This window comes from Pseudomonas sp. GL-B-19 (assembly GCF_019956415.1).
In the GTDB taxonomy this organism is placed as follows: domain Bacteria; phylum Pseudomonadota; class Gammaproteobacteria; order Pseudomonadales; family Pseudomonadaceae; genus Aquipseudomonas.
In genome coordinates, this window is record NZ_JAHBDK010000030.1 from 1 (window position 1) to 23,810 (window position 23,810).

At 58.5% G+C, this 23,810-nt stretch carries 17 protein-coding genes; 14 read left to right on the forward strand and 3 right to left on the reverse strand.

Going from position 1 to position 23,810, the window contains the following annotated elements:
* Nucleotides 1–278: 278 nt before the first annotated feature.
* Complete coding sequence (locus KGB06_RS12520; protein ID WP_007943877.1) at nt 279–1,529, reverse strand: ribonucleotide-diphosphate reductase subunit beta; 1,251 nt, start codon at nt 1,527–1,529, stop codon at nt 279–281.
* A gap of 533 nt (nt 1,530–2,062) precedes the next feature.
* Complete coding sequence (locus tag KGB06_RS12525) at nt 2,063–2,326, reverse strand: DUF2790 domain-containing protein (protein WP_223516130.1); 264 nt, start codon at nt 2,324–2,326, stop codon at nt 2,063–2,065.
* 473 nt (nt 2,327–2,799) lie between these two features.
* Here KGB06_RS12525 and acs point away from each other — a divergent pair, with 473 nt between their 5' ends.
* From acs to argR, 7 genes are all read left to right on the forward strand, one after another.
* On the forward strand, nt 2,800–4,755 hold the full coding sequence (gene acs / locus KGB06_RS12530; RefSeq protein WP_223516132.1) for an acetate--CoA ligase: 1,956 nt from the start codon (nt 2,800–2,802) through the stop codon (nt 4,753–4,755).
* 698 nt (nt 4,756–5,453) lie between these two features.
* Entirely contained in the window at nt 5,454–6,230 is a 777-nt protein-coding gene (locus tag KGB06_RS12535) for an ABC transporter substrate-binding protein (RefSeq protein WP_223516134.1), read from the forward strand.
* Between the two features lie 92 nt (nt 6,231–6,322).
* Nucleotides 6,323–7,012, forward strand: a complete 690-nt coding sequence (locus KGB06_RS12540; RefSeq protein WP_007943881.1) for an ABC transporter permease — start codon at nt 6,323–6,325, stop codon at nt 7,010–7,012.
* Complete coding sequence (locus KGB06_RS12545; protein WP_223516136.1) at nt 7,009–7,707, forward strand: ABC transporter permease; 699 nt, start codon at nt 7,009–7,011, stop codon at nt 7,705–7,707. The genes KGB06_RS12540 and KGB06_RS12545 overlap by 4 nt, the downstream gene beginning before the upstream one ends.
* A 1-nt stretch (nt 7,708) precedes the next feature.
* The gene (locus KGB06_RS12550; RefSeq protein WP_223516138.1) at nt 7,709–8,821 is read left to right on the forward strand and encodes a M14 family metallopeptidase; all 1,113 of its coding nucleotides are present in this window, start codon (nt 7,709–7,711) and stop codon (nt 8,819–8,821) included.
* Nucleotides 8,822–8,848: 27 nt separating this feature from the next.
* Nucleotides 8,849–9,613, forward strand: coding sequence for an ABC transporter ATP-binding protein (locus tag KGB06_RS12555; protein WP_007943885.1), 765 nt, complete (start codon nt 8,849–8,851; stop codon nt 9,611–9,613).
* 113 nt (nt 9,614–9,726) lie between these two features.
* Complete coding sequence (argR, locus tag KGB06_RS12560; protein WP_223516140.1) at nt 9,727–10,707, forward strand: transcriptional regulator ArgR; 981 nt, start codon at nt 9,727–9,729, stop codon at nt 10,705–10,707.
* 1 nt (nt 10,708) lies between these two features.
* On the opposite strand, the gene KGB06_RS12565 is transcribed toward argR, so the two are convergent.
* Entirely contained in the window at nt 10,709–15,553 is a 4,845-nt protein-coding gene (locus KGB06_RS12565) for a dermonecrotic toxin domain-containing protein (RefSeq protein ID WP_223516142.1), read from the reverse strand.
* A 287-nt stretch (nt 15,554–15,840) separates the two neighbouring features.
* Between KGB06_RS12565 and KGB06_RS12570 the strand changes: the two genes are divergently transcribed.
* The 7 genes from KGB06_RS12570 (at nt 15,841) to astE (ending at nt 23,743) form a co-directional block, all read left to right on the forward strand.
* On the forward strand, nt 15,841–17,061 hold the full coding sequence (locus KGB06_RS12570) for an aspartate aminotransferase family protein (RefSeq protein WP_223516143.1): 1,221 nt from the start codon (nt 15,841–15,843) through the stop codon (nt 17,059–17,061).
* 240 nt (nt 17,062–17,301) lie between these two features.
* Nucleotides 17,302–18,321, forward strand: coding sequence for an arginine/ornithine succinyltransferase subunit alpha (gene aruF, locus KGB06_RS12575; RefSeq protein ID WP_150779065.1), 1,020 nt, complete (start codon nt 17,302–17,304; stop codon nt 18,319–18,321).
* An 84-nt stretch (nt 18,322–18,405) separates the two neighbouring features.
* The gene (gene astA, locus KGB06_RS12580) at nt 18,406–19,431 is read left to right on the forward strand and encodes an arginine N-succinyltransferase (protein ID WP_223516145.1); all 1,026 of its coding nucleotides are present in this window, start codon (nt 18,406–18,408) and stop codon (nt 19,429–19,431) included.
* Nucleotides 19,428–20,897, forward strand: a complete 1,470-nt coding sequence (gene astD, locus KGB06_RS12585) for a succinylglutamate-semialdehyde dehydrogenase (protein ID WP_223516259.1) — start codon at nt 19,428–19,430, stop codon at nt 20,895–20,897. Before astA ends, astD begins: the two co-directional genes overlap by 4 nt.
* Nucleotides 20,898–21,059: 162 nt before the next feature.
* Nucleotides 21,060–22,406: an N-succinylarginine dihydrolase gene (gene astB / locus KGB06_RS12590; protein ID WP_223516147.1), complete on the forward strand. Its 1,347-nt coding sequence runs from the start codon at nt 21,060–21,062 to the stop codon at nt 22,404–22,406.
* Nucleotides 22,407–22,432: 26 nt separating this feature from the next.
* A complete protein-coding gene (locus KGB06_RS12595; RefSeq protein ID WP_223516149.1) occupies nt 22,433–22,720 on the forward strand; it encodes a topoisomerase II in 288 nt (95 codons plus the stop codon).
* 12 nt (nt 22,721–22,732) lie between these two features.
* A complete protein-coding gene (astE, locus tag KGB06_RS12600; protein WP_223516151.1) occupies nt 22,733–23,743 on the forward strand; it encodes a succinylglutamate desuccinylase in 1,011 nt (336 codons plus the stop codon).
* Nucleotides 23,744–23,810 lie beyond the last annotated feature (67 nt).

Genomic DNA, 23,810 nt, shown 5'->3' on the forward strand with positions numbered 1-23,810 from the left:
ACCGATATGTGGCGCGCTACAACAATGTAAGGCGCCACAGCTACAACGGTTACCACTCGCCGGTAGCGGCAGAAAAGATGGCGGCGTGAGAACCGAAAACAATGTCCAAAATTACTGGACCAGATCACTGTAAGTGCTGTAGGAGATTTAGCGTTGTCGCGTAGGGATGGAAAAGGACTACTCATCGTCCAACAAAAAAGCCCCGATCAGATCGGGGCTTTTGCTTTTTCGACTCAACGACTCAGACTGCAATCGTCAAATTGCGGCGAGCTCGGAAATCAATCCCAGCTCAATGCCCCACCAGTCTGATACTCAATAACTCTCGTCTCAAAGAAATTCTTCTCTTTCTTCAAGTCCATAATCTCGCTCATCCAAGGGAACGGGTTCGTAGTCCCCGGATACTCTTCCTTCAACCCAATCTGCGACAAACGACGGTTAGCGATGAACTTCAGATAGTCCTCCATCATCGCCGCATTCATGCCCAACACGCCGCGAGGCATGGTGTCCCGAGCGTATTCAATCTCAAGTTGAGTCCCCTGCAGAATCATCTGCGAAGCCTCTTCCTTCATCTCAGCATCCCACAAGTGCGGGTTTTCGATTTTGATCTGGTTGATCACGTCGATGCCGAAGTTCAGGTGCATGGATTCGTCGCGCAGGATGTACTGGAACTGCTCGGCGACGCCGGTCATTTTGTTGCGGCGGCCCATGGAGAGGATTTGGGTGAAACCGCAGTAGAAGAAGATGCCTTCCAGAACGCAGTAGTAGGCGATCAGGTTGCGCAGCAACTCTTTGTCGGTTTCGACGGTGCCGGTTTCGAACTTCGGATCGGAGATCGAACGGGTGTATTTGAGGCCCCAGGTGGCTTTTTTCGCGACCGATGGGATCTCGTGGTACATGTTGAAGATCTCGCCTTCATCCATGGCCAGCGATTCGATGCAGTACTGGTAGGCGTGGGTGTGGATCGCCTCTTCGAAGGCCTGGCGCAGGATGTACTGGCGGCATTCCGGGTTGGTGATCAGGCGGTACACGGCCAGGACCAGGTTGTTGGCAACCAGGGAGTCGGCGGTGGAGAAGAAGCCGAGGTTGCGCATGACGATGCGGCGCTCGTCGTCGGTCAGGCCTTCCGGGTCTTTCCAGAGGGCGATGTCGGCGGTCATGTTGACTTCTTGCGGCATCCAGTGGTTTGCGCAACCGTCCAGATACTTCTGCCAGGCCCAGTCGTACTTGAACGGCACGAGTTGGTTGAGGTCGGCGCGGCAGTTGATCATGCGCTTTTCGTCGACAGCGACACGGGCGGAGGCGCCTTCGAGTTCGGCGAGGCCTTCGGCGACGTCGAGGGTGTCCAGGGCAGCTTTGGCACGGGCGATTGCGGCAGAGTCGTTCGCGGTAACGGCGCGAGCTTCTTGAGCGGCGACACCACCAGCGGTGTCGAGTCGGTCCATGTTGGCTTCGGTCGCGTGGCCGGCGTTAGCGCCTTTTACCACGGCTTCGCCGCTGTCTTCTTTGTCGAATTCGTCCCAGCTCAGCATGACGTGTCGTCTCCTGCGTGAGGGCCAGATGCCCGTGTGATGGTTGTTCACACGGTCGCTCTGACCGCGTTGGATCTAAAGGAATCGTTTTTTGCAGCCGAGGCAGGCAATAAAACAGAATTTTGTACGGGGTTCCGAGAGCCACTGATGGGCGCAACCAGCGTTAAACGCTACTGCGGGGCTTCAGACTGGCGTTCCATCCCTGTAAGGGAATATTGCAGGCCCGTTAAGGCGGCATTATAGGGAAATTTTCACCGGCGTGGTGCGGCGAATCGGCTCATGGAATGGCCGGAAGGGCGGGTTTTTCGGGCAAACCGAGGGAATACAGGGCTTTGGCCGGTGTAGATTTTTTTTCGTAAATTTTGACGCTGGATTGTTTCTGCTCAAAAAATAGCCAAAAAGGCTGTTTTTCACTACATGTTGTGTTTCGTAGCGGTTTTCGCCGTCTGCAAACACAACTGAGCCCGACCGGAGCCGGGCTGGAATAGACCTTCAACGATCAGCTGAAATGATCCGATTCGGTACAGTCGAGATCAGCCGTTAGAGCAGCCGTTACCCATCACGCTGTAGTTAAGAATATGGCGTTGGCCCTTGGAGTCTTCGTATTCCATTTTCATCGGGACAACTTCACACACGTTCGGTACTTCGCTCATGGAAACAACTTTGGCGATGTCCAGGTGAGTGGCGTAAGTGTATTGCTCAACGGCCGGTTGTTGCTGTGCGACATCAGTCGGGGCCTCGTCTGCCATGGCGGTTGCGCACAAGCTGCTGAGGGCCAGAACTAATAAAGCTTTCATTTCAGATTTACCTTTTAGAGGTCGAATGGGGTCACGCAACCTTTGTGGGGTTGCGTGTGGAGCTTGGGTGTCGGGGTATTTGATTAACTGCCTTCGTGGGGGCTGCAACTCGGTTAATCAGGTTGCCTTGTTGGCGGGGCAGATTTTAGGCGTGGAGTTTTCATTCATATAGGCGTGGTTTTGATAAACACCTTTGACGGAATTCGTAACAATCTTCGATTAACGTTGTAAGAGGCGGTTGGCTGGCGATCTTGGTGATGGAGTTACTTCAGGTGGACCGCGTTATCGTTCTTCGCGGGCAAGCCTCGCTCCTACAGGGGGGCGGTGTGTTTGGGACGTGTGTTCCAAGCTTGTTTTGGGCTTTTCAGGGCATTTTGTAGGGGCTTGTTACTACCATCGTCGAATGGTTCTATAGGGCCGGCCCGGCTAAAACGGTGTCATACAAAAACAACTATTCCACCGAGGTAAGAAAGATGAGTGCGGCTTCTCTGTATCCCGTTCGTCCCGAGGTCCTGGCTAACACGCTGACTGACGAGGCGACCTACAAGGCCATGTACCAGCAGTCGGTCGTCAACCCGGACGGCTTCTGGCGCGAGCAAGCCAAGCGCCTCGACTGGATCAAGCCTTTCACCACGGTGAAACAGACGTCTTTCGACGATCACCATGTCGACATCAAATGGTTCGCCGACGGCACGCTGAACGTTTCCTACAACTGCCTCGACCGTCATCTGGCCGAGCGCGGCGATCAAATCGCGATCATTTGGGAAGGGGATGATCCTTCCGAAAGCCGCAACATCACCTACCGTGAGCTGCACGAGCAAGTCTGCAAGTTCGCCAACGCCTTGCGCGGCCAGGATGTGCACCGCGGCGACGTGGTGACTATCTATATGCCGATGATCCCCGAAGCCGTGGTCGCCATGCTGGCGTGCACCCGGATCGGCGCGATTCACTCGGTGGTGTTCGGTGGTTTCTCGCCGGAAGCCCTGGCCGGTCGCATCATCGACTGCAAATCCAAAGTGGTGATCACCGCGGACGAAGGTATTCGTGCCGGCAAGAAGATTCCGCTCAAGGCCAACGTCGACGACGCGCTGACCAACCCGGAAACCAGCAGCATTCAGAAAGTCATCGTGTGCCAACGCACCGGTGGCGAGATCAAGTGGAACCAGCATCGCGACATCTGGTACGAAGACCTGATGAAAGTGGCCGGCACTGTCTGCGCGCCGAAAGAGATGGGCGCCGAAGAAGCGCTGTTCATCCTTTACACCTCCGGTTCGACCGGCAAGCCGAAGGGCGTGCAGCACACCACCGGCGGTTACCTGCTGTATGCGGCCATGACCCATGAGCGCGTGTTCGACTACCGCCCGGGCGAAATCTACTGGTGCACCGCCGACGTCGGTTGGGTCACCGGCCACACTTATATCGTCTACGGCCCGTTGGCCAATGGCGCGACCACGCTGCTGTTCGAAGGCGTACCGAACTATCCGGACATCACCCGGGTGGCGAAGATCGTCGACAAGCACAAGGTCAACATCCTCTACACCGCTCCGACCGCGATCCGCGCGATGATGGCATCGGGCACCGCTGCCGTTGAGGGCGCGGATGGCAGCAGCCTGCGTCTGTTGGGTTCGGTTGGTGAGCCGATCAACCCGGAAGCGTGGGATTGGTACTACAAGAACGTCGGCCAATCCCGTTGCCCGATTGTCGATACCTGGTGGCAGACTGAAACCGGCGCAACCTTGATGAGCCCGTTGCCGGGGGCTCATGGCCTCAAGCCGGGTTCGGCGGCGCGTCCGTTCTTCGGCGTGGTGCCGGCCTTGGTCGACAACCTGGGCAACATCATCGAAGGCGTTGCCGAGGGCAACCTGGTGATTCTCGATTCGTGGCCAGGTCAGGCGCGCACGCTGTACGGTGACCATGACCGCTTCGTCGATACCTATTTCAAGACGTTCCGCGGCATGTATTTCACCGGTGACGGTGCGCGTCGTGATGCGGATGGCTACTACTGGATCACCGGTCGCGTGGATGACGTGCTCAACGTGTCCGGCCACCGCATGGGCACCGCCGAAATTGAAAGCGCGATGGTCGCTCACCCGAAAGTCGCCGAAGCGGCCGTGGTTGGTGTACCGCACGACATCAAGGGGCAGGGCATTTATGTCTACGTCACCCTGAGCGGCGGCGAAGAGCCGAGCGAGCAACTGCGCCTGGAACTGAAAAACTGGGTGCGTAAGGAGATTGGTCCGATTGCGTCGCCGGATGTGATCCAGTGGGCGCCGGGGCTGCCGAAAACCCGTTCGGGCAAGATCATGCGGCGGATTCTGCGCAAGATTGCGACGGCTGAGTACGATGGGTTGGGGGATATCTCCACCCTGGCCGATCCGGGTGTGGTGCAGCATTTGATTGATACGCACAAGACCATGAACGTTGCTTAAGTAGCGGTTCTTGAGTCATCGAAACCCTGCCAGGTGTTGAGCCTGGTGGGGTTTTTTTGTGCTCTGGGTTTTTGTGTGGGCAGTTCGGGCCTCTTCGCGGGCAAGCCTTGCTCCTACAGGATTTGGGTAGATCGCCACATTTGCGGATGACCTCGATCCGTAGGAGCAAGGCTTGCCCGCGATGACAATCTGTCAGACACCTCATAAACAACGGCCAATAAATATCGACTCTGTTCGTAGTCCGCTTCCCACTGTTACCCATCACCCTTCAAGTAACTAAATGTGTAACCGCCCGCGCCGATCCGGGGCATTGGGAAACGCCAAACCCCATTACCGGGCCTACTCAGTCCCCCTGAAAAATAAGACATAACGCCAAGCTTGCCGGATTAGAAGGGTTTGCCAATAATAGGCCCGCAATTTGCAATATAGATCGGTTCACTGTCTTTTGCTCCTGCATGAATTTGCAGGGCTGTCAACGCGCTCAGGCGGCTTTCTCGGTGCTTCTGTAATTAGTTGTCGCATTGAAGAAATATCGGCTTCGGGCCTGTCGTTAGAATGCCGATCACTCGCTCGTTGTGGCTCGCGTTGAAAAAAGCGCGCGATTCCTACAGCGCAGCATCGCTTTGTGGTTCTACTCACTCGCATATTGGGCTGTCGCTCACTCTGCCGTTTTTGCCCTTTACCGATGGAGTCCCAAGATGAAGAAACTCGTGCTGCTTGGCGCCCTGGCACTGTCCGTGCTGTCCTTGCCAACCTTCGCCGATGAAAAGCCTCTGAAAATTGGCATCGAAGCGGCTTACCCTCCGTTCGCTTCGAAAGCGCCGGACGGCAGCATCGTGGGTTTCGACTATGACATCGGCAACGCCCTGTGCGAGCAGATGCAGGTCAAGTGCGTGTGGGTCGAGCAAGAGTTCGACGGTCTGATCCCGGCACTGAAAGTGCGCAAGATCGACGCGATCCTGTCGTCGATGTCGATCACTGAAGATCGCAAGAAGTCGGTCGACTTCACCAACAAGTACTACAACACTCCGGCGCGCCTGGTCATGAAGGCTGGCACTCAAGTCAGCGAAGGCCTGACTGAATTGAAGGGCAAGAACATCGGCGTGCAACGTGGTTCGATCCACGAGCGTTTCGCCCGCGAAGTCCTGGCCCCGCTGGGTGCCGAGGTCAAGCCTTACGGTTCGCAGAACGAAATTTACCTCGATGTGGCCGCTGGCCGCCTCGATGGCACCGTGGCAGACGCTACGCTGTTGAATGACGGCTTCTTGAAAACCGACGCAGGTAAAGGCTTCGCGTTCGTGGGCCCGGCCTTCACCGACATCAAATACTTCGGTGACGGCGTAGGTATTGCTGTTCGCAAAGGTGACAAGGCTGATCTGGACAAGCTCAACGCCGCCATCGCCGCCATTCGTGAGAACGGCAAGTACAAGCAAATCCAGGACAAGTACTTCGACTTCGACATTTACGGCAAGTAAATACGTCGCAACGAAAAGTCCGAAATGGCGCAAGCAACAGGATCACTGAGGTTTGCGCCATTTTTTCATCCCAACTTTCGAGGACCTGAATCATGTTGAAAGGCTACGGGGCTGTCATCCTCGATGGCGCATGGCTGACGCTTCAGCTCGCCTTGTCGTCCATGGTCCTGGCCATCGTTCTGGGGCTGATCGGCGTGGCGCTGCGTCTGTCGCCGATTCGCTGGCTGGCCTGGCTGGGCGATCTGTATTCCACGGTGATCCGCGGTATTCCCGATCTGGTGCTGATCCTGCTGATTTTCTACGGCGGCCAGGACCTGCTCAACCGCGTCGCACCGCTGCTCGGTTTTGACGACTACATCGACCTGAACCCGTTGGCCGCCGGTATCGGCACCCTGGGTTTTATCTTCGGTGCGTACCTGTCGGAAACTTTCCGTGGCGCCTTTATGGCGATTCCGAAAGGGCAGGCAGAGGCCGGCATGGCGTACGGCATGAGCAGCTTTCAGGTGTTCTTCCGGGTATTGGTGCCTCAGATGATTCGCTTGGCGATTCCGGGCTTTACCAACAACTGGCTGGTGTTGACCAAAGCTACTGCGCTGATTTCGGTAGTGGGGCTGCAAGACATGATGTTCAAGGCCAAGCAGGCGGCAGATGCCACCCGCGAGCCTTTCACCTTCTTCCTCGCGGTGGCGGCAATGTACCTGGTGATCACCAGTGTCTCGTTGCTGGCATTGCGTCACCTTGAGAAGCGCTACTCGGTAGGCGTAAGGGCGGCTGATCTATGATCTTCGACTACAACGTCATTTGGGAGGCCTTGCCGCTGTACCTCGGCGGCTTGGTGACTACCCTCAAATTGCTCGCGCTGTCGCTGTTTTTCGGCCTGCTGTGCGCGTTGCCACTGGGCCTGATGCGTGTCTCGAAGAACGCGGCCGTAAACATGTCCGCCTGGCTCTACACCTACGTGATCCGCGGCACGCCGATGCTGGTGCAGCTGTTTTTGATCTACTACGGGTTGGCGCAATTCGAAGCGGTGCGTGAAAGCTTCCTCTGGCCGTGGCTGTCCAGCGCAACGTTCTGTGCATGCCTGGCCTTTGCGATCAACACCAGCGCCTACACCGCCGAGATCATCGCCGGCAGCCTGCGTGCCACGCCGAACGGCGAGATCGAAGCCGCCAAGGCGATGGGCATGTCGCGCTACAAATTGTACAAGCGCATCCTGCTGCCATCGGCCCTGCGCCGGGCGCTGCCGCAGTACAGCAACGAAGTGATCATGATGCTGCAAACCACCAGTCTGGCGTCCATCGTGACCCTGATCGACATCACCGGTGCCGCGCGCACGGTCAACGCCCAGTTCTACCTGCCGTTCGAGGCCTACATCACCGCCGGCGTGTTCTATCTGTGCCTGACCTTCATTCTGGTGAAGCTGTTCAAAATGGCCGAGCGTCGCTGGCTGGGCTATCTGGCCCCGCGGAAGCACTGAAATGGAACGCATCGATCATGCATTGCCGTGGAGCCACCTGGGCAGCGAACGCCAGATTTCGGTGTTCCGCTTCGGTAGTGGCGAGCGCAAGGCCTACATTCAGGCCAGCCTGCACGCCGATGAGCTGCCGGGGATGCGCACGGCTTGGGAGCTGAAAAAGCGCCTGGCCGAGCTCGAAGCCCAAGGCTTGCTCAACGGTGTGATCGAGTTGGTGCCGGTGGCCAACCCGATGGGCCTCGGTCAACTGCTTCAAGGCAATCATCAAGGGCGTTTCGAGGCGGGCAGCGGCAAGAATTTCAATCGCGATTTCGTCGAGCTGAGCGCGCCGGTTGCGGCTGCGTTGGCAGAAAGCCTGGGTGACGATCCGCACGCCAATATTCGCCTGATCCGTCAGGCAATGGCTGATCATCTGGCCGCATTGCCAGAGGCGAGTAGCCAGTTGCAAGGCATGCAGCGCATCTTGCTCAGCCACGCCTGCACCGCCGATGTTGTGCTGGATTTGCACTGCGATGCTGAAGCGGCGCTGCACATGTACGCCTTGCCGCAACACTGGCCGCAGTGGCGTTCATTGGCGGCGCACTTGAATGTGCGGGTCGGCCTGCTGGCGGAAGATTCCGGCGGCAGTTCTTTTGACGAAGCCTGCTCGCTGCCATGGCTGCGTCTGTCGCGCCTGTTCCCTGATGCACAGATTCCGCTGGCCTGTCTGGCGACTACCATTGAATTAGGTGGTCAGGCCGATACCGGTCGTCTTGAGTCTGAGGCTCACGCCGAAGGCATTCTGGCGTTCCTCGCCGAGCAAGGCTTGATCAGCGGCGAATGGCCCAAACCTGCGCAAGAAGCGTGCGAAGGCCTGCCGTTCGACGGCACCGAATTGCTGTTTGCACCGCACCCTGGTGTGGTGAGTTTTCTGCGTAAACCCGGTGAGTGGATCGAAGCCGGTGACGAGATTTTTGAAGTGATCGATCCGTTGTCGGATCGGGTCAGCACGGTGTGTGCTGGTACGTCCGGGGTGCTGTTTGCCATTGAACGGCTGCGTTATGCCCAACCCGGTTTCTGGCTGGCCAAGGTGGCGGGGCGCGAAGCGCTGCGTCACGGGCGCTTGCTCAACGACTGACTGACTGTTTTTGTGAGAACCGACCGCATGTACAAACTTGAAGTCCAAGACCTGCATAAACGCTATGGCAGTCACGAAGTGCTCAAGGGCGTGTCCCTGAAAGCGGCGGCTGGCGATGTGATCAGCATCATCGGCTCCAGTGGCTCCGGCAAAAGTACCTTCCTGCGTTGCATCAACCTGCTGGAGCAGCCGCACGCGGGCAAGATTCTGCTCAACAACGAAGAGCTGAAACTGGTCGCCAACAAGGACGGCGCGCTGAAGGCGGCCGACCCGAAACAGCTGCAACGCATGCGTTCGCGCCTGTCGATGGTGTTCCAGCATTTCAACCTGTGGTCGCACATGACCGCGCTGGAAAACATCATGGAAGCACCGGTTCACGTACTGGGCATGTCCAAGGCCGAAGCCCGCGAAAAAGCCGAGCACTACCTGAATAAAGTAGGCGTGGGCCACCGTAAAGACGCCTACCCTGGCCACATGTCCGGCGGCGAGCAGCAGCGTGTGGCCATTGCCCGTGCGCTGGCGATGGAACCCGAGGTAATGCTGTTTGACGAACCGACGTCGGCACTCGACCCGGAACTGGTCGGCGACGTGCTGAAAGTCATGCAGGCCCTGGCCCAGGAAGGCCGGACCATGGTGGTGGTGACGCACGAAATGGGCTTTGCTCGTGAAGTGTCGAACCAGTTGGTATTCCTGCACAAAGGTGTCGTTGAAGAAAGTGGCAACCCGCGTGAAGTGCTGGTTAATCCGCAGTCTGAACGTTTGCAACAATTCCTCTCGGGCAGCCTCAAGTAATAGCTCCCGTTACGCACCAAATTAGGTCATGCTGCGCACCGCGCGCCAGATGGTCTAATTTGGTTGCAGCCGCTTTCGGCTTCTAACACTGTTCTCGTTTCGGATTGCCCGCCATGACTGCCCATCGAATTGGTTTCCTGATTTGGCCCAGCACTAAAGCCCTGACGCTTGCGCTGGCTGAGGAGGCCTTGCGTGTTGCCCAGCGTGTGCATCCGGATGTGGTTTACGAACTGTCGTTTTTGCAGGCCGAACCGCCGACCGAAGGCGCCTGGCAATTGCCGGGTGAACCGTGGGTCGGCAAGCTCGAAAACTTCCAGAAACTGTTTCTGCTCGCCGATGAGCCGCCGACCGCACTCGCGCCGGCGCTCAGCAGTGCGTTGAAACAATTGGTCCGGGCCGGTTGTGTGATTGGCGGTTTGTCGGCCGGTGTGTACCCGCTGGCGCAATTGGGTTTGCTCGACGGGTATCGCGCTGCCGTGCATTGGCGCTGGCAGGACGATTTCGCCGAACGCTTCCCGAAAGTCATCGCCACTAGTCACCTGTTCGATTGGGATCGCGATCGACTGACCGCGTGTGGCGGCCTGTCGGTACTCGATTTGCTGTTGGCAGTATTGGCCCGTGATCACGGCGCAGAACTGGCCGGTGCCGTGTCCGAAGAACTGGTGGTCGAACGTATCCGCGAGGGCGGCGAGCGTCAACGTATCCCGCTGCAAAACCGTCTCGGTTCCAGCCATCCGAAGCTCACCCAAGCGGTGTTGCTGATGGAAGCCAACATCGAAGAGCCGCTGACCACCGACGAAATCGCCCAGCATGTGTGCGTGTCCCGTCGGCAGTTGGAGCGGATCTTCAAGCAATACCTCAATCGTGTGCCGAGCCAGTACTACCTGGAATTACGCCTGAACAAGGCCCGGCAAATGTTGATGCAAACCAGCAAGTCGATCATCCAGATCGGCTTGTCGTGTGGCTTCTCTTCGGGGCCGCATTTCTCCAGCGCCTACCGCAATTTCTTCGGTGCCACACCGCGGGAAGATCGCAACCAGCGGCGCAGCAGCAGTCCGTTCGAGTTGTCGTCGGTGCCGTCCGAGCGCGGCTGAGTTACTCGTCGACCTCGGAGCCTTCAGAGGTGGACATTTGCACTTCACCTCGATCGATGACTTCGTCCACGCCGAAATCTGCTCCCGTGCGTTCGTAGTAACTGATCAGCCGTAACAGGCTTTCCTCCGACAACGGGTTGCCTCGCAACGTAATGTTCTCTGCCGTTTCCACTGGCAGTTCCATCAAGTCGCTGGGCAGTTCGGTGATCGCATTGGCGCTCAGGTCTACCCAGTCCAGATCGGTCAGATGAAGCAGGCCGTTTGGTATTTCGGTGATGCCAGTGTTGTCGAGCAGGAGGGTCGACAGGTCCGGCATCTGGCTGAGATCAACGGTTTGTCCCAGTGGGTTGGAGCCTAGGTCTAGGTAATCGAGCTGTTCCATTCCGGCCAATGCGTTCGCTGACTCTACTGACAGTCTGACGCGGCAAGCGGGAAGTGAAAGGGATCGCAATTGGCCCATGTTGAACACGGCTTCTGGAATGTTGCCCAGCGTGCAGTCGCGCAGCCGCAGGCTTTTGAGGCTGGGGAAGGACTCCAGGAAGCGACCGATATATGTCACGCCACTGGCACTCTGAATCTCCAGCGCTGAAACATGGCTGAAGTCTGCATTCAGTGTAGGTAATTGTCCGTTGATGACCGAGCGGACAGTAAGTTCGTAGGTGGGCGTTATACCGTCGTTGAAATCATCCAGTTCGGATTCATGCTGCCAGCATTGCTCCAGCGCCTGCTTGAGCTCGTCACGGTTGGCTTGTTCGACAAAGAGTTCGGCGGCGGTGAAAGGCTGACCCGTCAGCGGGTGTCGAGCGGGAAGGTCGGCGGTCCAGGTAGACAGATCAGTTCTCAAACGAGTCAGCTCCGCTTCCAGGCGCGTCAGTTCTGCCCGACCATCCTCCAGCGTGCCCGGCAACTCGTAGACAAACTCGCTCGCTTGCTCGACCTCCATGCCTGGGTACAGCGTTTTAACGCGATCAATGTCCGCCTCGGGTGCATAGACGCCCATGTCGTAGTCACTGTCGAAGTGATGTTGTTTGACGAGTTCCCGTGAACGGTTGGAAATCGGGTTGTGCGTAAGGTGCACACCGCGCTTGTCGTACAGTGAGCTCTCGAATAACTCGACAGGTAATTCACTGATCTTGTTGTTCATCAGCAGGAGTGTGTCGAGCTTTGGATGTTGCAGGGCTCCGGTCGGAATATCGGTCAGATTGGTGTCGCTTAGATCAAGGTGAACCAGCTCATTCATCGAGTCGATGCGAGGTACGATTTCGAACGGGTTTTTGTACAGGTCCAGCATGACCAGTTTGTCTAATGCAGTCACTTTCGACCACGTGGCTGTGTTCATCCTGATACCGCAATTACTTAACACCAGCGCATCGAGGTTCGGCATTCGGGTGATGGCCTCGGGGAGGGTGGTCAAGGCGAAACGGCGCAGCTCCAGGCGACGAAGCCCACTAAATCTGTCCAGGAACTCCGATACACCCTGCGCAGCATGATTGCCTTCCAGAGAAAGCAGCGACACATGACTGAAGCCAGCGGTCAGCGACGGCAAGTCGCCCAGGATCGGTTCTGCAAACCTCAGTACATACTGCTCGCTGCCATCGGGCGCATCGAAATCGCGCTCGGATTGGCGGCGCCAGCTGCGCTGGATTTCCTGGGCAAGCTGGGTGCGATTGCGACGCGCGATCTCGCGGTCCAGGTCGCTCAATGCAAGTCGGGTTTGCGGGTGGACGGTCGGGGCGTCGTTTATCCAGCGCCCCAGATCCTGGTGCAGACGGGCCAACTCGTTTGCCAGCCGTGAAAGTTCTACACGGGCGCCACTGGGATGACGCTGCAGCATGAGGACCATGGACTGGATTTCGTCCTCGGAGAGGCTTGGGTAAACCTCGCGCACCCTTTCGTTGAGCGTTGGAGTTGCGGGACCAATGTGCGGGTAACCTTCCGTACCTCCGGGCAGGCGCATGGTCGTTGGGTCATAAAAGGGTTTTCGATGGGGGTTTTTCGCAAAGAGTGCACGTAGCTTTGGGTGGTCCAGAGCCTGCTCGGCAATGCGTTGTTTGAGCATTTGTCCTTCCCCGATGGAAAAGCCCAATGTGGTGCGCTCGGTATCCGGCAGTGCTTGAAGGATGGCCTGATAAAAAACGCCCGAGAACTGCTGAGTTTGCTTGTCATCAAGTACTTGATAAGCGCCGTCTTCACTGCGCACCAGCGTTTTTCGGATCGATGCGTCGACTGGGCCAATGCTGTTGCGCACGGTCCCGTCATGGGCAAAGTCCCTCACCTCGATGCGCACGTTGGCAGGCCATCCGGGTAGCAAATCCAGGCTGTGCAAGGCGAGCGTGTGGGTGTCTGCGGTCACCAGGGCGTCAGAAAAGAGGCCTTCATAAGCTCGGGATGCGCGCACAGCCTCCAGGGCTTTCCTTGCGACGTCTTTCAGGCGTTGAGGTGTGGCCCCGTTGTGCAATTGCCTCAGTTCGTTGCCCGACGCATTGCTCACTAGCTCTTGAGCGATATCGGTGGGTAATCCCTCAAAGTCGGCAAGCAGCTGTTGGGTAGCTGGATCGGCAGTCATTTCCTGTTCGCGATAGCGAAGCTCGAACAGCGACTTGCGGTTGTTTCGGGCGATATCCGCGGTCTGCTTTCGCAAGGCTTGTGTCTGGGCTCTCGGCTCCGGCAAGGCGGTATCGACAGGCCATGAGTCGAATCGGGTCAGCAACTGATGCTGCATGAGCGGATCAGCCTTGCTGTATTGCTCAGGCTGGTCGCTGCCAATCTGTTCGATAAACGTCTGAATATCCCGGTCGATCCTGAAACGCTTGATCGTGTCGGTCAGCAGCGATGGCGGGCGATGGTTTTCGACATGGGTTTCTCGCAGCACGTTGTCGTGAAAACCACTGATTCGCAGAATCTGTTCACGCTCGGCGCTGGAAAACGATTCGACACTGTGCCCTAGACGCCGCATGACGGTTTCCCGGTCCCAATGCAGGGGTTGCTCCAGTTCTGTTTGCCAGGCGCCATGACCGTTGTGCTGCAATGACGGCTTATAGCTGTCGACGCGGCTTGGGTGTTCAATCTGAAACTGACCGGTATCGCGAGTTGGCCGTACGGCATACAGCTTTCCTTCAAGGGGCAGAAGCGTTTTGCCCTCGTGGCGGTACAGGCCCAGGAGATCGGGGTTTTTCTCTGCCGGCAGTTCGATGGTTTGTTCGTACGGCGCCAGATCCGGCTTCCAGTATTTGGTTTTGCCCTCTGGTGTGGGTACGGGTTTTAGCGGCGCGATCAGTGCCGCCGTTTCGCGGGATAGGAGGCGACTGAAGGTGCCGGCGGCGATGGCGCCGCCCACCGCGAAGGTTCCCACTTGCACCGCCGTTTCGACGATGCCGATCAAGTGCTCGAACGCTTGTTTTTTCAGCCCTTGCGCCCAGTCAATGATCCCTTCAAAGGTCTCGTCGAGGAGCTGGTAGGCCATATAGGCCAGCATCAACTCGCCCAGAAACGGCACAAAGGGCAGGGCAACAAACGTCGCTACTTCAAGGATCGTGGAGGCAATTTTGCTGAACGCGTCCCACAGCGCCCATCGCGCAGTTTGATCGGCACGAGCGGTGGAGACGGCGAGTGTGCTCGCGTCATTGATGATTTTGTTTAGTTGTCGCTGGTACAGGTGATTCCACAGGCCCGCTCTGAACGGCGTCATCGAAAATTGCAGGTTAGGCTTGTCGATGGGCGTTTCGCGCCAGCTTGGCAGTGGATCGCCGTGAGTGTGTTGATGCCATGTCACTGTTCGCAAGCGACTGTTGAGGTCGGCAAAAAAATGCCCTCGTTCCGCGTGATCGACGAAGCGGCTGAAGAAGGTTTGATAAGCGGCCGAACGCAGCTTGCGGGTCAGTTCGGTCATGAACGCCACGGTGTCGGCGTACAGCTTGAGCGGATGCTGCGGGTCATCCGGAATGTAGGCAATGATGCGGGTAGCCTTGGTTGCCCGGCTCGATTTTGCACCAAAAATCACAATGCCGGTCAGCGATGAGGACATCATCGTCAGGTCGTGACAATGCAGGGGGTGGCCATCCCAAAGCATCGCCGAGCGTCCTTCCAGTACGCGGTAGATCGCGTTAAAGGCGTCGCTATCAATGTCCTGGCGCGTGTGGGCCAGGTGCAACGCCGAGCGCAGTGCCGCTTTGTTCGCGCTCATGACATTCGGTTTCAAGACGGCCCCGGCCACCGGGTTGGTCAACCCCAGGTTTTCTTTAAGGTAGGCGTTGTACTGGCCGCCGATGTCCAGCTCCCGGCACAACCGGATAAAACCCTGAATCGTGATTTTCCGGGTGACCTGCGGCAGGGTATCGAACTGCCCTGTAGGCGACGGTTCGGTGATCAAGGTCGACGCCGGCTCGTAGGCATCCGCTTCAGTCTCTGACGCCTGGAAGTTGTGTAGCGCGGCATCAAGCAGCGATACCGTCCATGTGCGGGCGGCGCCGGTCTTGATCGCGAAAAAGGGCGTGGCCTGAGGGATGTACAGACGCAGGAAGGTGGTTTTTACGTCTATGTCCAGGTCGAAACGGGCTTTCAGGGCCGGACCCAGTATCGATTCGGCAAAATCCCGGGCGTTTTGCAGTTTTGCCAGCATCGAGCCCAGTCGGTTTCGCTGGGCCAAGTGAGTCTGGCCTGAGGCTTTCAGCACCTGATGTTGCAGTCGAGTCGCGGTGCGGTGCCAGTGTGGCACCTCAAGGTTGGCGTTCTTCAGGGCGCTGCGGGTTTCGACTGAAGACTCCAATACCCACGAGGGCAGGTTTCGGTAAGCGTGATGAAAGTGGGTGTCCGGTTGTGTGCCGAACTCAAAATCGTCTTGGTTCATGCGCTATTCCCTTAGCGTTTGGTTTGAGCCCAAGCAAAACAGACGACGATGCACAGCGTGCGGTACATATTTACCGCACCGTTCATCAAGCCTGCCTATAACCTGTGCCGGCGGTTTAAACTGCGCCTTTGCGACGCTATATGTCGCATTGCCGTAAACCCGGCTGAAACCGGGGTTTGCGCTATAAGAAGTTGTCGCTTGGCGGCAAGGCCGGGCTGAAAACTGTCCTTACAATCCCCCCATCGCTCGCCAGTTTCAGGCGAGTGTTTTCTCTTCAGGAGACTCCGATGTCCGTTGAGCACGCTGCGGTACAACGCGCCGATTTCGATCAGGTAATGGTTCCCAACTACGCGCCTGCCGCATTCATCCCTGTGCGCGGTGCCGGTTCCCGCGTTTGGGACCAGTCTGGCCGCGAGCTGATCGACTTCGCCGGCGGGATTGCCGTTAACGTATTGGGCCACGCACACCCTGCGCTGGTCGGTGCCTTGACCGAGCAGGCGAACAAGCTGTGGCACGTGTCCAACGTGTTCACCAATGAGCCGGCCTTGCGCCTGGCGCATAAGCTGATCGACGCCACCTTTGCCGACCGCGCCTTCTTCTGTAACTCTGGCGCCGAAGCCAACGAGGCCGCCTTCAAGTTGGCCCGTCGTGTCGGTTTCGACCGTTTCGGCAGCGAGAAGTACGAAATCATCGCCGCGCTCAACAGCTTCCACGGCCGTACCCTGTTCACCGTCAACGTCGGTGGCCAGTCGAAGTACTCCGACGGCTTCGGTCCGAAAATCACCGGTATCACCCACGTGCCGTACAACGATCTGGCCGCGCTGAAAGCCGCCATTTCCGACAAGACTTGCGCAGTGGTGCTGGAGCCGATTCAGGGCGAAAGCGGTGTGATCCCGGCCGAACTCGAATACCTGCAAGGCGCCCGCGAACTTTGCACCGCGCACAACGCGCTGCTGATCTTCGACGAAGTGCAAACCGGCATGGGCCGTACCGGCCATCTGTTTGCCTACCAGCATTACGGCGTGATCCCGGACATCCTGACCAGCGCCAAGAGCCTGGGCGGCGGTTTCCCGATCGCGGCGATGCTGACCACCGAAGATCTGGCCAAACACCTGGTCGTCGGTACCCACGGCACCACCTACGGCGGCAACCCGCTGGCGTGTGCGGTCGCGGAAGCGGTGATCGACGTGGTCAACACTCCTGAAGTGCTGGCTGGCGTCAACGCCAAGCACGACAAGTTCAAGGCGCGCCTTGAGCAGATCGGCGAGAAGTACGGCCTGTTCACCAAGGTCCGTGGCATGGGCCTGTTGATCGGCTGCGTGCTGAGCGATGCCTGGAAAGGCAAGGCCAAGGACATTTTCAACGCCGCCGAACGTGAAGGCCTGATGATTCTGCAAGCCGGCCCGGACGTGGTGCGTTTTGCGCCTAGCCTGGTGGTTGAAGATGCGGACATCGATGCCGGCCTGGACCGCTTCGAACGTGCTGCTGCAAAACTGACGCAAGCCTGATAGGCCCTTCGGCGCCTGAGTTTCAGGCGTCGAACCCAATTTTTATGCTGGGCCTGCCTGAAGCGTTTACCCATTGTAGGAGCTGGCTTGCCAGCGAAGAGGCCCGAAAGCCTTGCGGCGATCAACCGGCCGTCTTCGCTGGCAAGCCAGCTCCTACAGGGACACGATGCCTTGCAATCCCGGTATTTTTTTCCTGTCGATCATTCGGGTCGACCTGTTTCTTGATTAAGGAGTGACACCATGCTGGTGATGCGCCCCGCGCAAATGGCTGATCTGGGCGAGGTACAGCGTCTGGCTGCGGATAGCCCGATTGGTGTCACTTCCTTGCCGGATGACGTTGAACGCCTGAGCGACAAGATCGCCGCAAGCGAAGCCTCGTTTGCTGCCGAAGTCAGCTTCAATGGTGAAGAGAGCTATTTCTTCGTCCTCGAAGACACGACCACCGGCAAACTGGCCGGTTGCTCGGCCATCGTGGCCTCGGCGGGTTATTCCGAGCCGTTCTACAGCTTCCGTAATGAAACCTTCGTGCACGCTTCTCGCGAGCTGAAGATTCATAACAAGATCCACGTGCTCTCCCAGTGCCACGACCTGACCGGCAACAGTTTGCTGACCAGTTTCTACGTACAGCGCGAGTTGGTGGGGTCGCCTTGGGCCGAGCTCAATTCCCGTGGTCGCTTGCTGTTCGTGGCCAGCCATCCGGAGCGCTTTGCCGATTCCGTGGTGACCGAGATCGTGGGCTACAGCGATGAAAACGGTGACTCGCCATTCTGGGATGCCATCGGCCGCAACTTTTTCGACCTCAACTACGCTGAAGCCGAACGTCTGTGCGGTCTGAAGAGCCGCACGTTCCTGGCCGAACTGATGCCGCATTACCCGATTTATGTGCCGCTGCTGCCGGACTCTGCTCAAGAGGCGATGGGCCAGGTGCACCCACGGGCGCAGATCACTTTCGACATCCTGATGCGCGAAGGTTTTGAAACCGATCACTACATCGACATTTTCGATGGCGGCCCGACCTTGCACGCACGTGTGACGGGGATCCGTTCGATCGCCCAGAGCCGCGTTGTGCCGGTGAAAATCGGTGAGCCGGTCAAAGGTGCCGGTCGTCAGTACCTGGTGGCCAATGCCCAGTTGCAGGATTACCGCGCCGTGTTGCTTGAGCTCGATTATGCGCCAGGCAAACCAGTGACCCTGGATCTGGAAGCGGCCGAAGCCTTGGGCGTCGGTGAAGGTGCCAGCGTGCGCCTGGTGGCGGTTTAACGCCGGCTTCGATTTCCAGAAAGAAATGCCTGGAAAGCAGCGAAATTTCACGGGTGGCGCAAGCGACCCGTTTGAGGAGATAGCATGATCGTTCGTCCCGTACGCAGCAGCGATTTACCCGCTCTGATCGACCTGGCCCGCAGCACTGGCACCGGCCTGACCACATTGCCGGCCAACGAAGAACGTCTGGCCCATCGGGTCGGCTGGGCCGAGAAGACCTTTCGCGGCGAAGCCGGGCGCGCTGATGCGGACTACCTGTTCGTACTCGAAGACGACACGGGTCGTGTGGTGGGCATTTCCGCCATCGCCGGTGCGGTCGGCCTGCGCGAGCCCTGGTACAACTTCCGGGTCGGCCTGACGGTCAGCGCTTCGCAAGAGCTGAACATCTACCGCGAGATCCCGACGCTGTTCCTGGCCAATGACCTGACCGGTAACTCGGAATTGTGCTCGTTGTTCCTGCACGCCGATTACCGCACCGGCCTTAATGGACGCATGCTGGCCAAGGCGCGGATGCTGTTCATTGCCGAGTTCCCGCAACTATTCGGCAACAAGATCATCGCCGAGATGCGCGGTGTGTCCGACGAAGCCGGGCGCTCGCCGTTCTGGGAAAGCCTGGGCCGTCACTTCTTCAAGATGGAATTCAGCCAGGCCGATTACCTGACCGGCGTGGGCAACAAGGCGTTCATCGCCGAACTGATGCCGAAGTTTCCGCTGTACACCTGCTTCCTGTCGCCAGACGCGCGCAACGTCATCGGCCAGGTGCACCCGGACACCGAGCCGGCGCTGGCCATGCTCAAGAGCGAAGGTTTCAGCTACCAGGGTTACGTCGACATCTTCGACGCCGGCCCGGCCGTCGAGTGCGAAACCAGCAAGATCCGCGCGGTACGTGACAGCGAGGCGCTGGTGTTGGCCATCGGCACGCCAGGTGACGACGCGACGCCTTTCCTGATTCACAACCGCAAGCGCGAAGACTGCCGGATGACTGCCGCGCCAGCACGCCTCGCCGCCGGCACGCTTGTGGTTGATCCGCTGACCGCTAAACGCCTTCAACTCAACGCTGGTGATCAAGTGCGCGCCGTTCCGTTGTCCGCTGCTCGGGAGTCGAAATAATGAATTCGCTATACATCGCAGGTGAATGGCTGGCCGGCCAGGGTGAATCCTTCCAGTCGCTGAACCCGGTGACCCAGCAAGTGCTATGGTCCGGCGAAGGCGCTACGGCTGCTCAGGTTGAATCCGCCGTGCAAGCCGCGCGTCAGGCATTCCCCGGCTGGGCCCGTCGTACGCTGGACGAGCGCATTGCCGTGCTTGAGGCCTTTGCTGCGGCACTGAAAAGCAAGGCTGACGAGCTGGCGCACTGCATCGGTGAGGAAACCGGCAAACCACTGTGGGAGTCGGCGACTGAAGTGACCAGCATGGTCAACAAGATCGCGATTTCGGTGCAGAGCTACCGCGAACGTACCGGCGAGAAGAGCGGCCCTCTGGGCGACGCCACTGCGGTACTGCGTCACAAGCCTCATGGCGTAGTGGCGGTGTTTGGTCCTTACAATTTCCCTGGCCACTTGCCAAACGGTCACATCGTGCCAGCGCTGCTGGCCGGTAATAGTGTGTTGTTCAAGCCGAGCGAACTGACTCCGAAAGTCGCCGAGCTGACGGTTAAATGCTGGATCGAAGCCGGTCTGCCAGCAGGTGTATTGAACCTGCTGCAAGGCGCTCGCGAAACCGGTATCGCCCTGGCGGCGAACCCGGGCATCGACGGCCTGTTTTTCACCGGTTCCAGCCGCACGGGCAACCATTTGCATCAGCAATTCGCTGGTCGTCCAGACAAGATCCTTGCGCTGGAAATGGGCGGCAACAACCCGCTGGTGGTCGACGAAGTGGCGGACCTCGATGCCGCCGTTTACACCATCATTCAGTCGGCTTTCATTTCTGCCGGTCAGCGTTGCACCTGTGCTCGCCGTCTGCTGGTGCCGCAGGGTGCCTGGGGCGACACGCTGCTGGCGCGTCTGGTGGCGGTCTGCGCGACGATCGAAGTCGGTGCATTTGATCAACAACCGGCACCGTTCATGGGTTCGGTCATCTCCCTCGGTGCTGCGAAAGCGCTGATGGATGGGCAAGAACACTTGCTGGCCAATGGCGCAGTGGCCTTGCTGGAAATGACCCAGCCGCAGGCGCAAGCCGCGTTGCTGACCCCAGGTATTCTGGACGTGACAGCCGTGGCTGATCGTCCTGACGAAGAGTTGTTCGGCCCGTTGCTGCAAGTGATCCGCTACGCTGATTTTGAAGCCGCGATCGCCGAAGCCAACGACACCGACTATGGCCTGGCGGCAGGTCTGCTGTCGGATTCCGAAGCGCGTTATCAGCAGTTCTGGCTGGAAAGCCGTGCCGGTATCGTCAACTGGAACAAGCAACTGACCGGTGCGGCAAGCAGCGCGCCATTCGGCGGTGTCGGCGCCTCGGGCAACCATCGCGCAAGCGCCTACTACGCAGCAGATTACTGCGCGTATCCGGTGGCGTCGCTGGAAACCCCGAGCCTGGTGTTGCCTGCGGCCCTGACACCAGGCGTGAAGATGGCGTGATGCCCATCGCCAGCAGGCTGGCTCCCACAGGTTCGGTGGTGTTCACACACTTTGTGTACGGCTCAATCACTGTGGGAGCCAGCCTGCTGGCGATGGCCGCGCCTCGGTCTAAAAGAACAGTTACTTGAAGCCTATAACAACAGATTCTCGTGGAGCCTCGCTATGAAATCCTATGAAGTCAATTTTGACGGTCTAGTGGGGCCGACCCATAACTACGGCGGTTTGTCCTACGGTAACGTCGCGTCCCAGAGCAACAGCCAGCAGTCCTCGAACCCGAAGGAAGCCGCGCTGCAAGGCCTGGCGAAGATGAAAGCGTTGATGGAAATGGGCTTTCAGCAGGGCGTGCTGGCGCCGCAAGAGCGCCCGGACGTAGCCGCACTGCGCCGTTTGGGTTTCAGCGGTACCGATGCTCAAGTGATCGAGCAAGCAGCTAAAGACGCTATGCCGTTGCTGGTCGCCAGTTGCTCGGCGTCGAGCATGTGGGTGGCTAACGCCGCCACAGTCAGCCCAAGTGCCGACACGGCGGATGGCCGCGTGCATTTCACCGCTGCCAACCTCAACTGCAAATACCACCGCAGCATCGAACACCCGACCACCAGTCGCGTGCTGGGCGCCATGTTCGCCGATCAGAAGCACTTTGCTCACCACGCCGCGCTGCCGGCCGTGGCGCAGTTCGGTGACGAAGGCGCCGCCAACCACACCCGTTTCTGCCGTGAATACGGTGAAGCGGGCGTCGAGTTCTTCGTTTTCGGTCGCAGCGCCTTCGACACCCGTTACCCCGCACCGCAGAAATACCCGGCGCGCCAGACACTGGAAGCGTCCCAGGCCGTTGTCCGCCTGCACGGTTTGAGCGAAGACGGCGTGGTCTACGCGCAGCAAAATCCGTCGGTGATCGATCAGGGCGTATTCCACAACGACGTGATCGCAGTGGGTAACGGTGAGGTGTTGTTCTATCACGAGGACGCCTTCCTCGACACCGAACAGATGCTCGCCGAACTGCAAAGCAAACTTGCCAAAGTCGGCGGGAAATTTCAGTCGGTCTGCGTACCGCGTTCCGCAGTAACCGTGGAAGACGCCGTTCGTTCCTACTTGTTCAATAGCCAACTACTGTCGCGTCCTGACGGCTCGATGCTGTTGATCGTGCCGGAAGAGTGCCGTGGCAATGAGCGTGTCTGGCAATACCTGCAAGGTTTGACCAGCTCCGGCGGCCTGATCCGCGAAGTGAAAGTGTTCGATCTGAAACAAAGTATGCAGAACGGTGGTGGCCCGGCTTGCCTGCGGCTGCGCGTCGCACTGAATGAAACCGAACTGGCAGCCGTCAATCCAGGGGTTATCATGACGGCACCGTTGTACGGCACGTTGACCGAATGGGTCGACAAGCACTACCGCGACCGCATGACTGAAAACGATCTTGCGGACCCGCAATTGCTGCTTGAGTGCCGGACGGCACTGGATGAACTGACGCAAATCCTTAAACTGGGCGCGGTTTATCCATTCCAGATCAATTGAAAGTCTCAAACGAGAGCGTAAAAAACATGAGCGATACCCTGCAGCTGATCCTTGAAGACACCGACGGCACGCAACTGGAAACTTCCTGCACCCGCGTCGCGGTCATGTGGCAAGGCAAAGAGCTGTGGATCCAGCACGATGGCCGCGGCCAACTGCTAATCGGTGTGGACGTTGAAGAAGGCGATGCTGAATACGCTAACCTGCTGCTGCGCCCATTGGCGACTAATCTGGTAAGTCTGCAACTGGAAATGGAACCGGCTGAAGTCGGTGACGAAGACCACGAGCACGGCCCGGATTGCGCACACGACCACTAAGGAAACCGCTCTATGCTCGCCCTCGGCAAACTGCTTGAACTGACCCTCGCCGGCCGCGAACCGGCGGAGAAGACTCAACTGACTGTCGAAGGCGTGCGGATGCGCTGGTTGAGCGAAGGTGCGCTGGAAGTCCGGCCACCTGAAGCTCGCGACAATGGCCTGGACCTGCTGCTGTCGGCCGGTATCCACGGCAACGAAACAGCGCCGATCGAGTTGCTTGATCGCCTGTTGCATGACATCGCTCGTGGCGACTTGAAGCCACGCGCACGAATTCTGTTTCTGTTCGGTAACCCCGACGCGATCCGTAAAGGCGAGCGCTTCATCGAACAGGACGTCAATCGGCTGTTCAATGGCCGGCACGAACAGAGCAGCGGCTCAGAAGCCTTGCGCGCTTGTGAGCTGGAGCGGCTGGCGGCGGTTTTCTTCAGCCTGCCGGATCGCCAGCGTCTGCACTACGACCTGCACACCGCGATTCGCGGCTCGAAAATCGAGCAGTTCGCCTTGTACCCCTGGAAGGAAGGTCGCCAGCATTCGCGTCAGGAACTGGCGCGCCTGCGTGCTGCCGGCATGGAGGCGGTGCTGTTGCAGAACAAGCCATCCATCGTCTTCAGTTCCTACACCTACGACAAGCTGGGCGCCGAGTCCTTCACCCTCGAACTGGGCAAGGCGCGGCCGTTCGGGCAAAACGCCGGGGTCAATGTTTCCCTGCTGGAAACCCGCCTGAAACAGATCATCGAAGGCACCGAACCGGAACTGACCGAATCGGCGCTGGACGGTTTGCAGCTGTACAGCGTGGCGCGGGAAATCATCAAGCACAGCGATAGCTTCCGCTTGAACCTTCCGGCGGACATCGAGAACTTTTCTGAGTTGGACGTGGGTTACCTGCTGGCGGAAGACATCGCCAATACCCGATGGATCATCGAAGAAGAGGGCGCCCGGATCATCTTCCCGAACCCCAAGGTGAAGAATGGCTTGCGCGCCGGCATCCTGGTCGTGCCAGCCACCGACGAAAACCTGGCCTGACAAACAATCTCTGTAGGAGCCGGCTTGCCGGCGAAGGCGGAGTGTCAGTCACATCAATGCTGGATGT

Bases quoted from the DNA above. Each gene is read 5' to 3' on its own strand.
- acs (WP_223516132.1), top strand. From the start codon at position 2,800: ATGAGTGCGGCTTCTCTGTATCCCGTTCGTCCCGAGGTCCTGGCTAAC.
- KGB06_RS12525 (WP_223516130.1), bottom strand. From the start codon at position 2,326: ATGAAAGCTTTATTAGTTCTGGCCCTCAGCAGCTTGTGCGCAACCGCC.
- astA (WP_223516145.1), top strand. From the start codon at position 18,406: ATGATCGTTCGTCCCGTACGCAGCAGCGATTTACCCGCTCTGATCGAC.
- KGB06_RS12570 (WP_223516143.1), top strand. From the start codon at position 15,841: ATGTCCGTTGAGCACGCTGCGGTACAACGCGCCGATTTCGATCAGGTA.
- KGB06_RS12595 (WP_223516149.1), top strand. From the start codon at position 22,433: ATGAGCGATACCCTGCAGCTGATCCTTGAAGACACCGACGGCACGCAA.
- KGB06_RS12550 (WP_223516138.1), top strand. From the start codon at position 7,709: ATGGAACGCATCGATCATGCATTGCCGTGGAGCCACCTGGGCAGCGAA.
- KGB06_RS12555 (WP_007943885.1), top strand. From the start codon at position 8,849: ATGTACAAACTTGAAGTCCAAGACCTGCATAAACGCTATGGCAGTCAC.
- KGB06_RS12535 (WP_223516134.1), top strand. From the start codon at position 5,454: ATGAAGAAACTCGTGCTGCTTGGCGCCCTGGCACTGTCCGTGCTGTCC.
- KGB06_RS12520 (WP_007943877.1), bottom strand. From the start codon at position 1,529: ATGCTGAGCTGGGACGAATTCGACAAAGAAGACAGCGGCGAAGCCGTG.
- astB (WP_223516147.1), top strand. From the start codon at position 21,060: ATGAAATCCTATGAAGTCAATTTTGACGGTCTAGTGGGGCCGACCCAT.
- KGB06_RS12545 (WP_223516136.1), top strand. From the start codon at position 7,009: ATGATCTTCGACTACAACGTCATTTGGGAGGCCTTGCCGCTGTACCTC.
- argR (WP_223516140.1), top strand. From the start codon at position 9,727: ATGACTGCCCATCGAATTGGTTTCCTGATTTGGCCCAGCACTAAAGCC.
- astE (WP_223516151.1), top strand. From the start codon at position 22,733: ATGCTCGCCCTCGGCAAACTGCTTGAACTGACCCTCGCCGGCCGCGAA.
- aruF (WP_150779065.1), top strand. From the start codon at position 17,302: ATGCTGGTGATGCGCCCCGCGCAAATGGCTGATCTGGGCGAGGTACAG.
- KGB06_RS12565 (WP_223516142.1), bottom strand. From the start codon at position 15,553: ATGAACCAAGACGATTTTGAGTTCGGCACACAACCGGACACCCACTTT.
- KGB06_RS12540 (WP_007943881.1), top strand. From the start codon at position 6,323: ATGTTGAAAGGCTACGGGGCTGTCATCCTCGATGGCGCATGGCTGACG.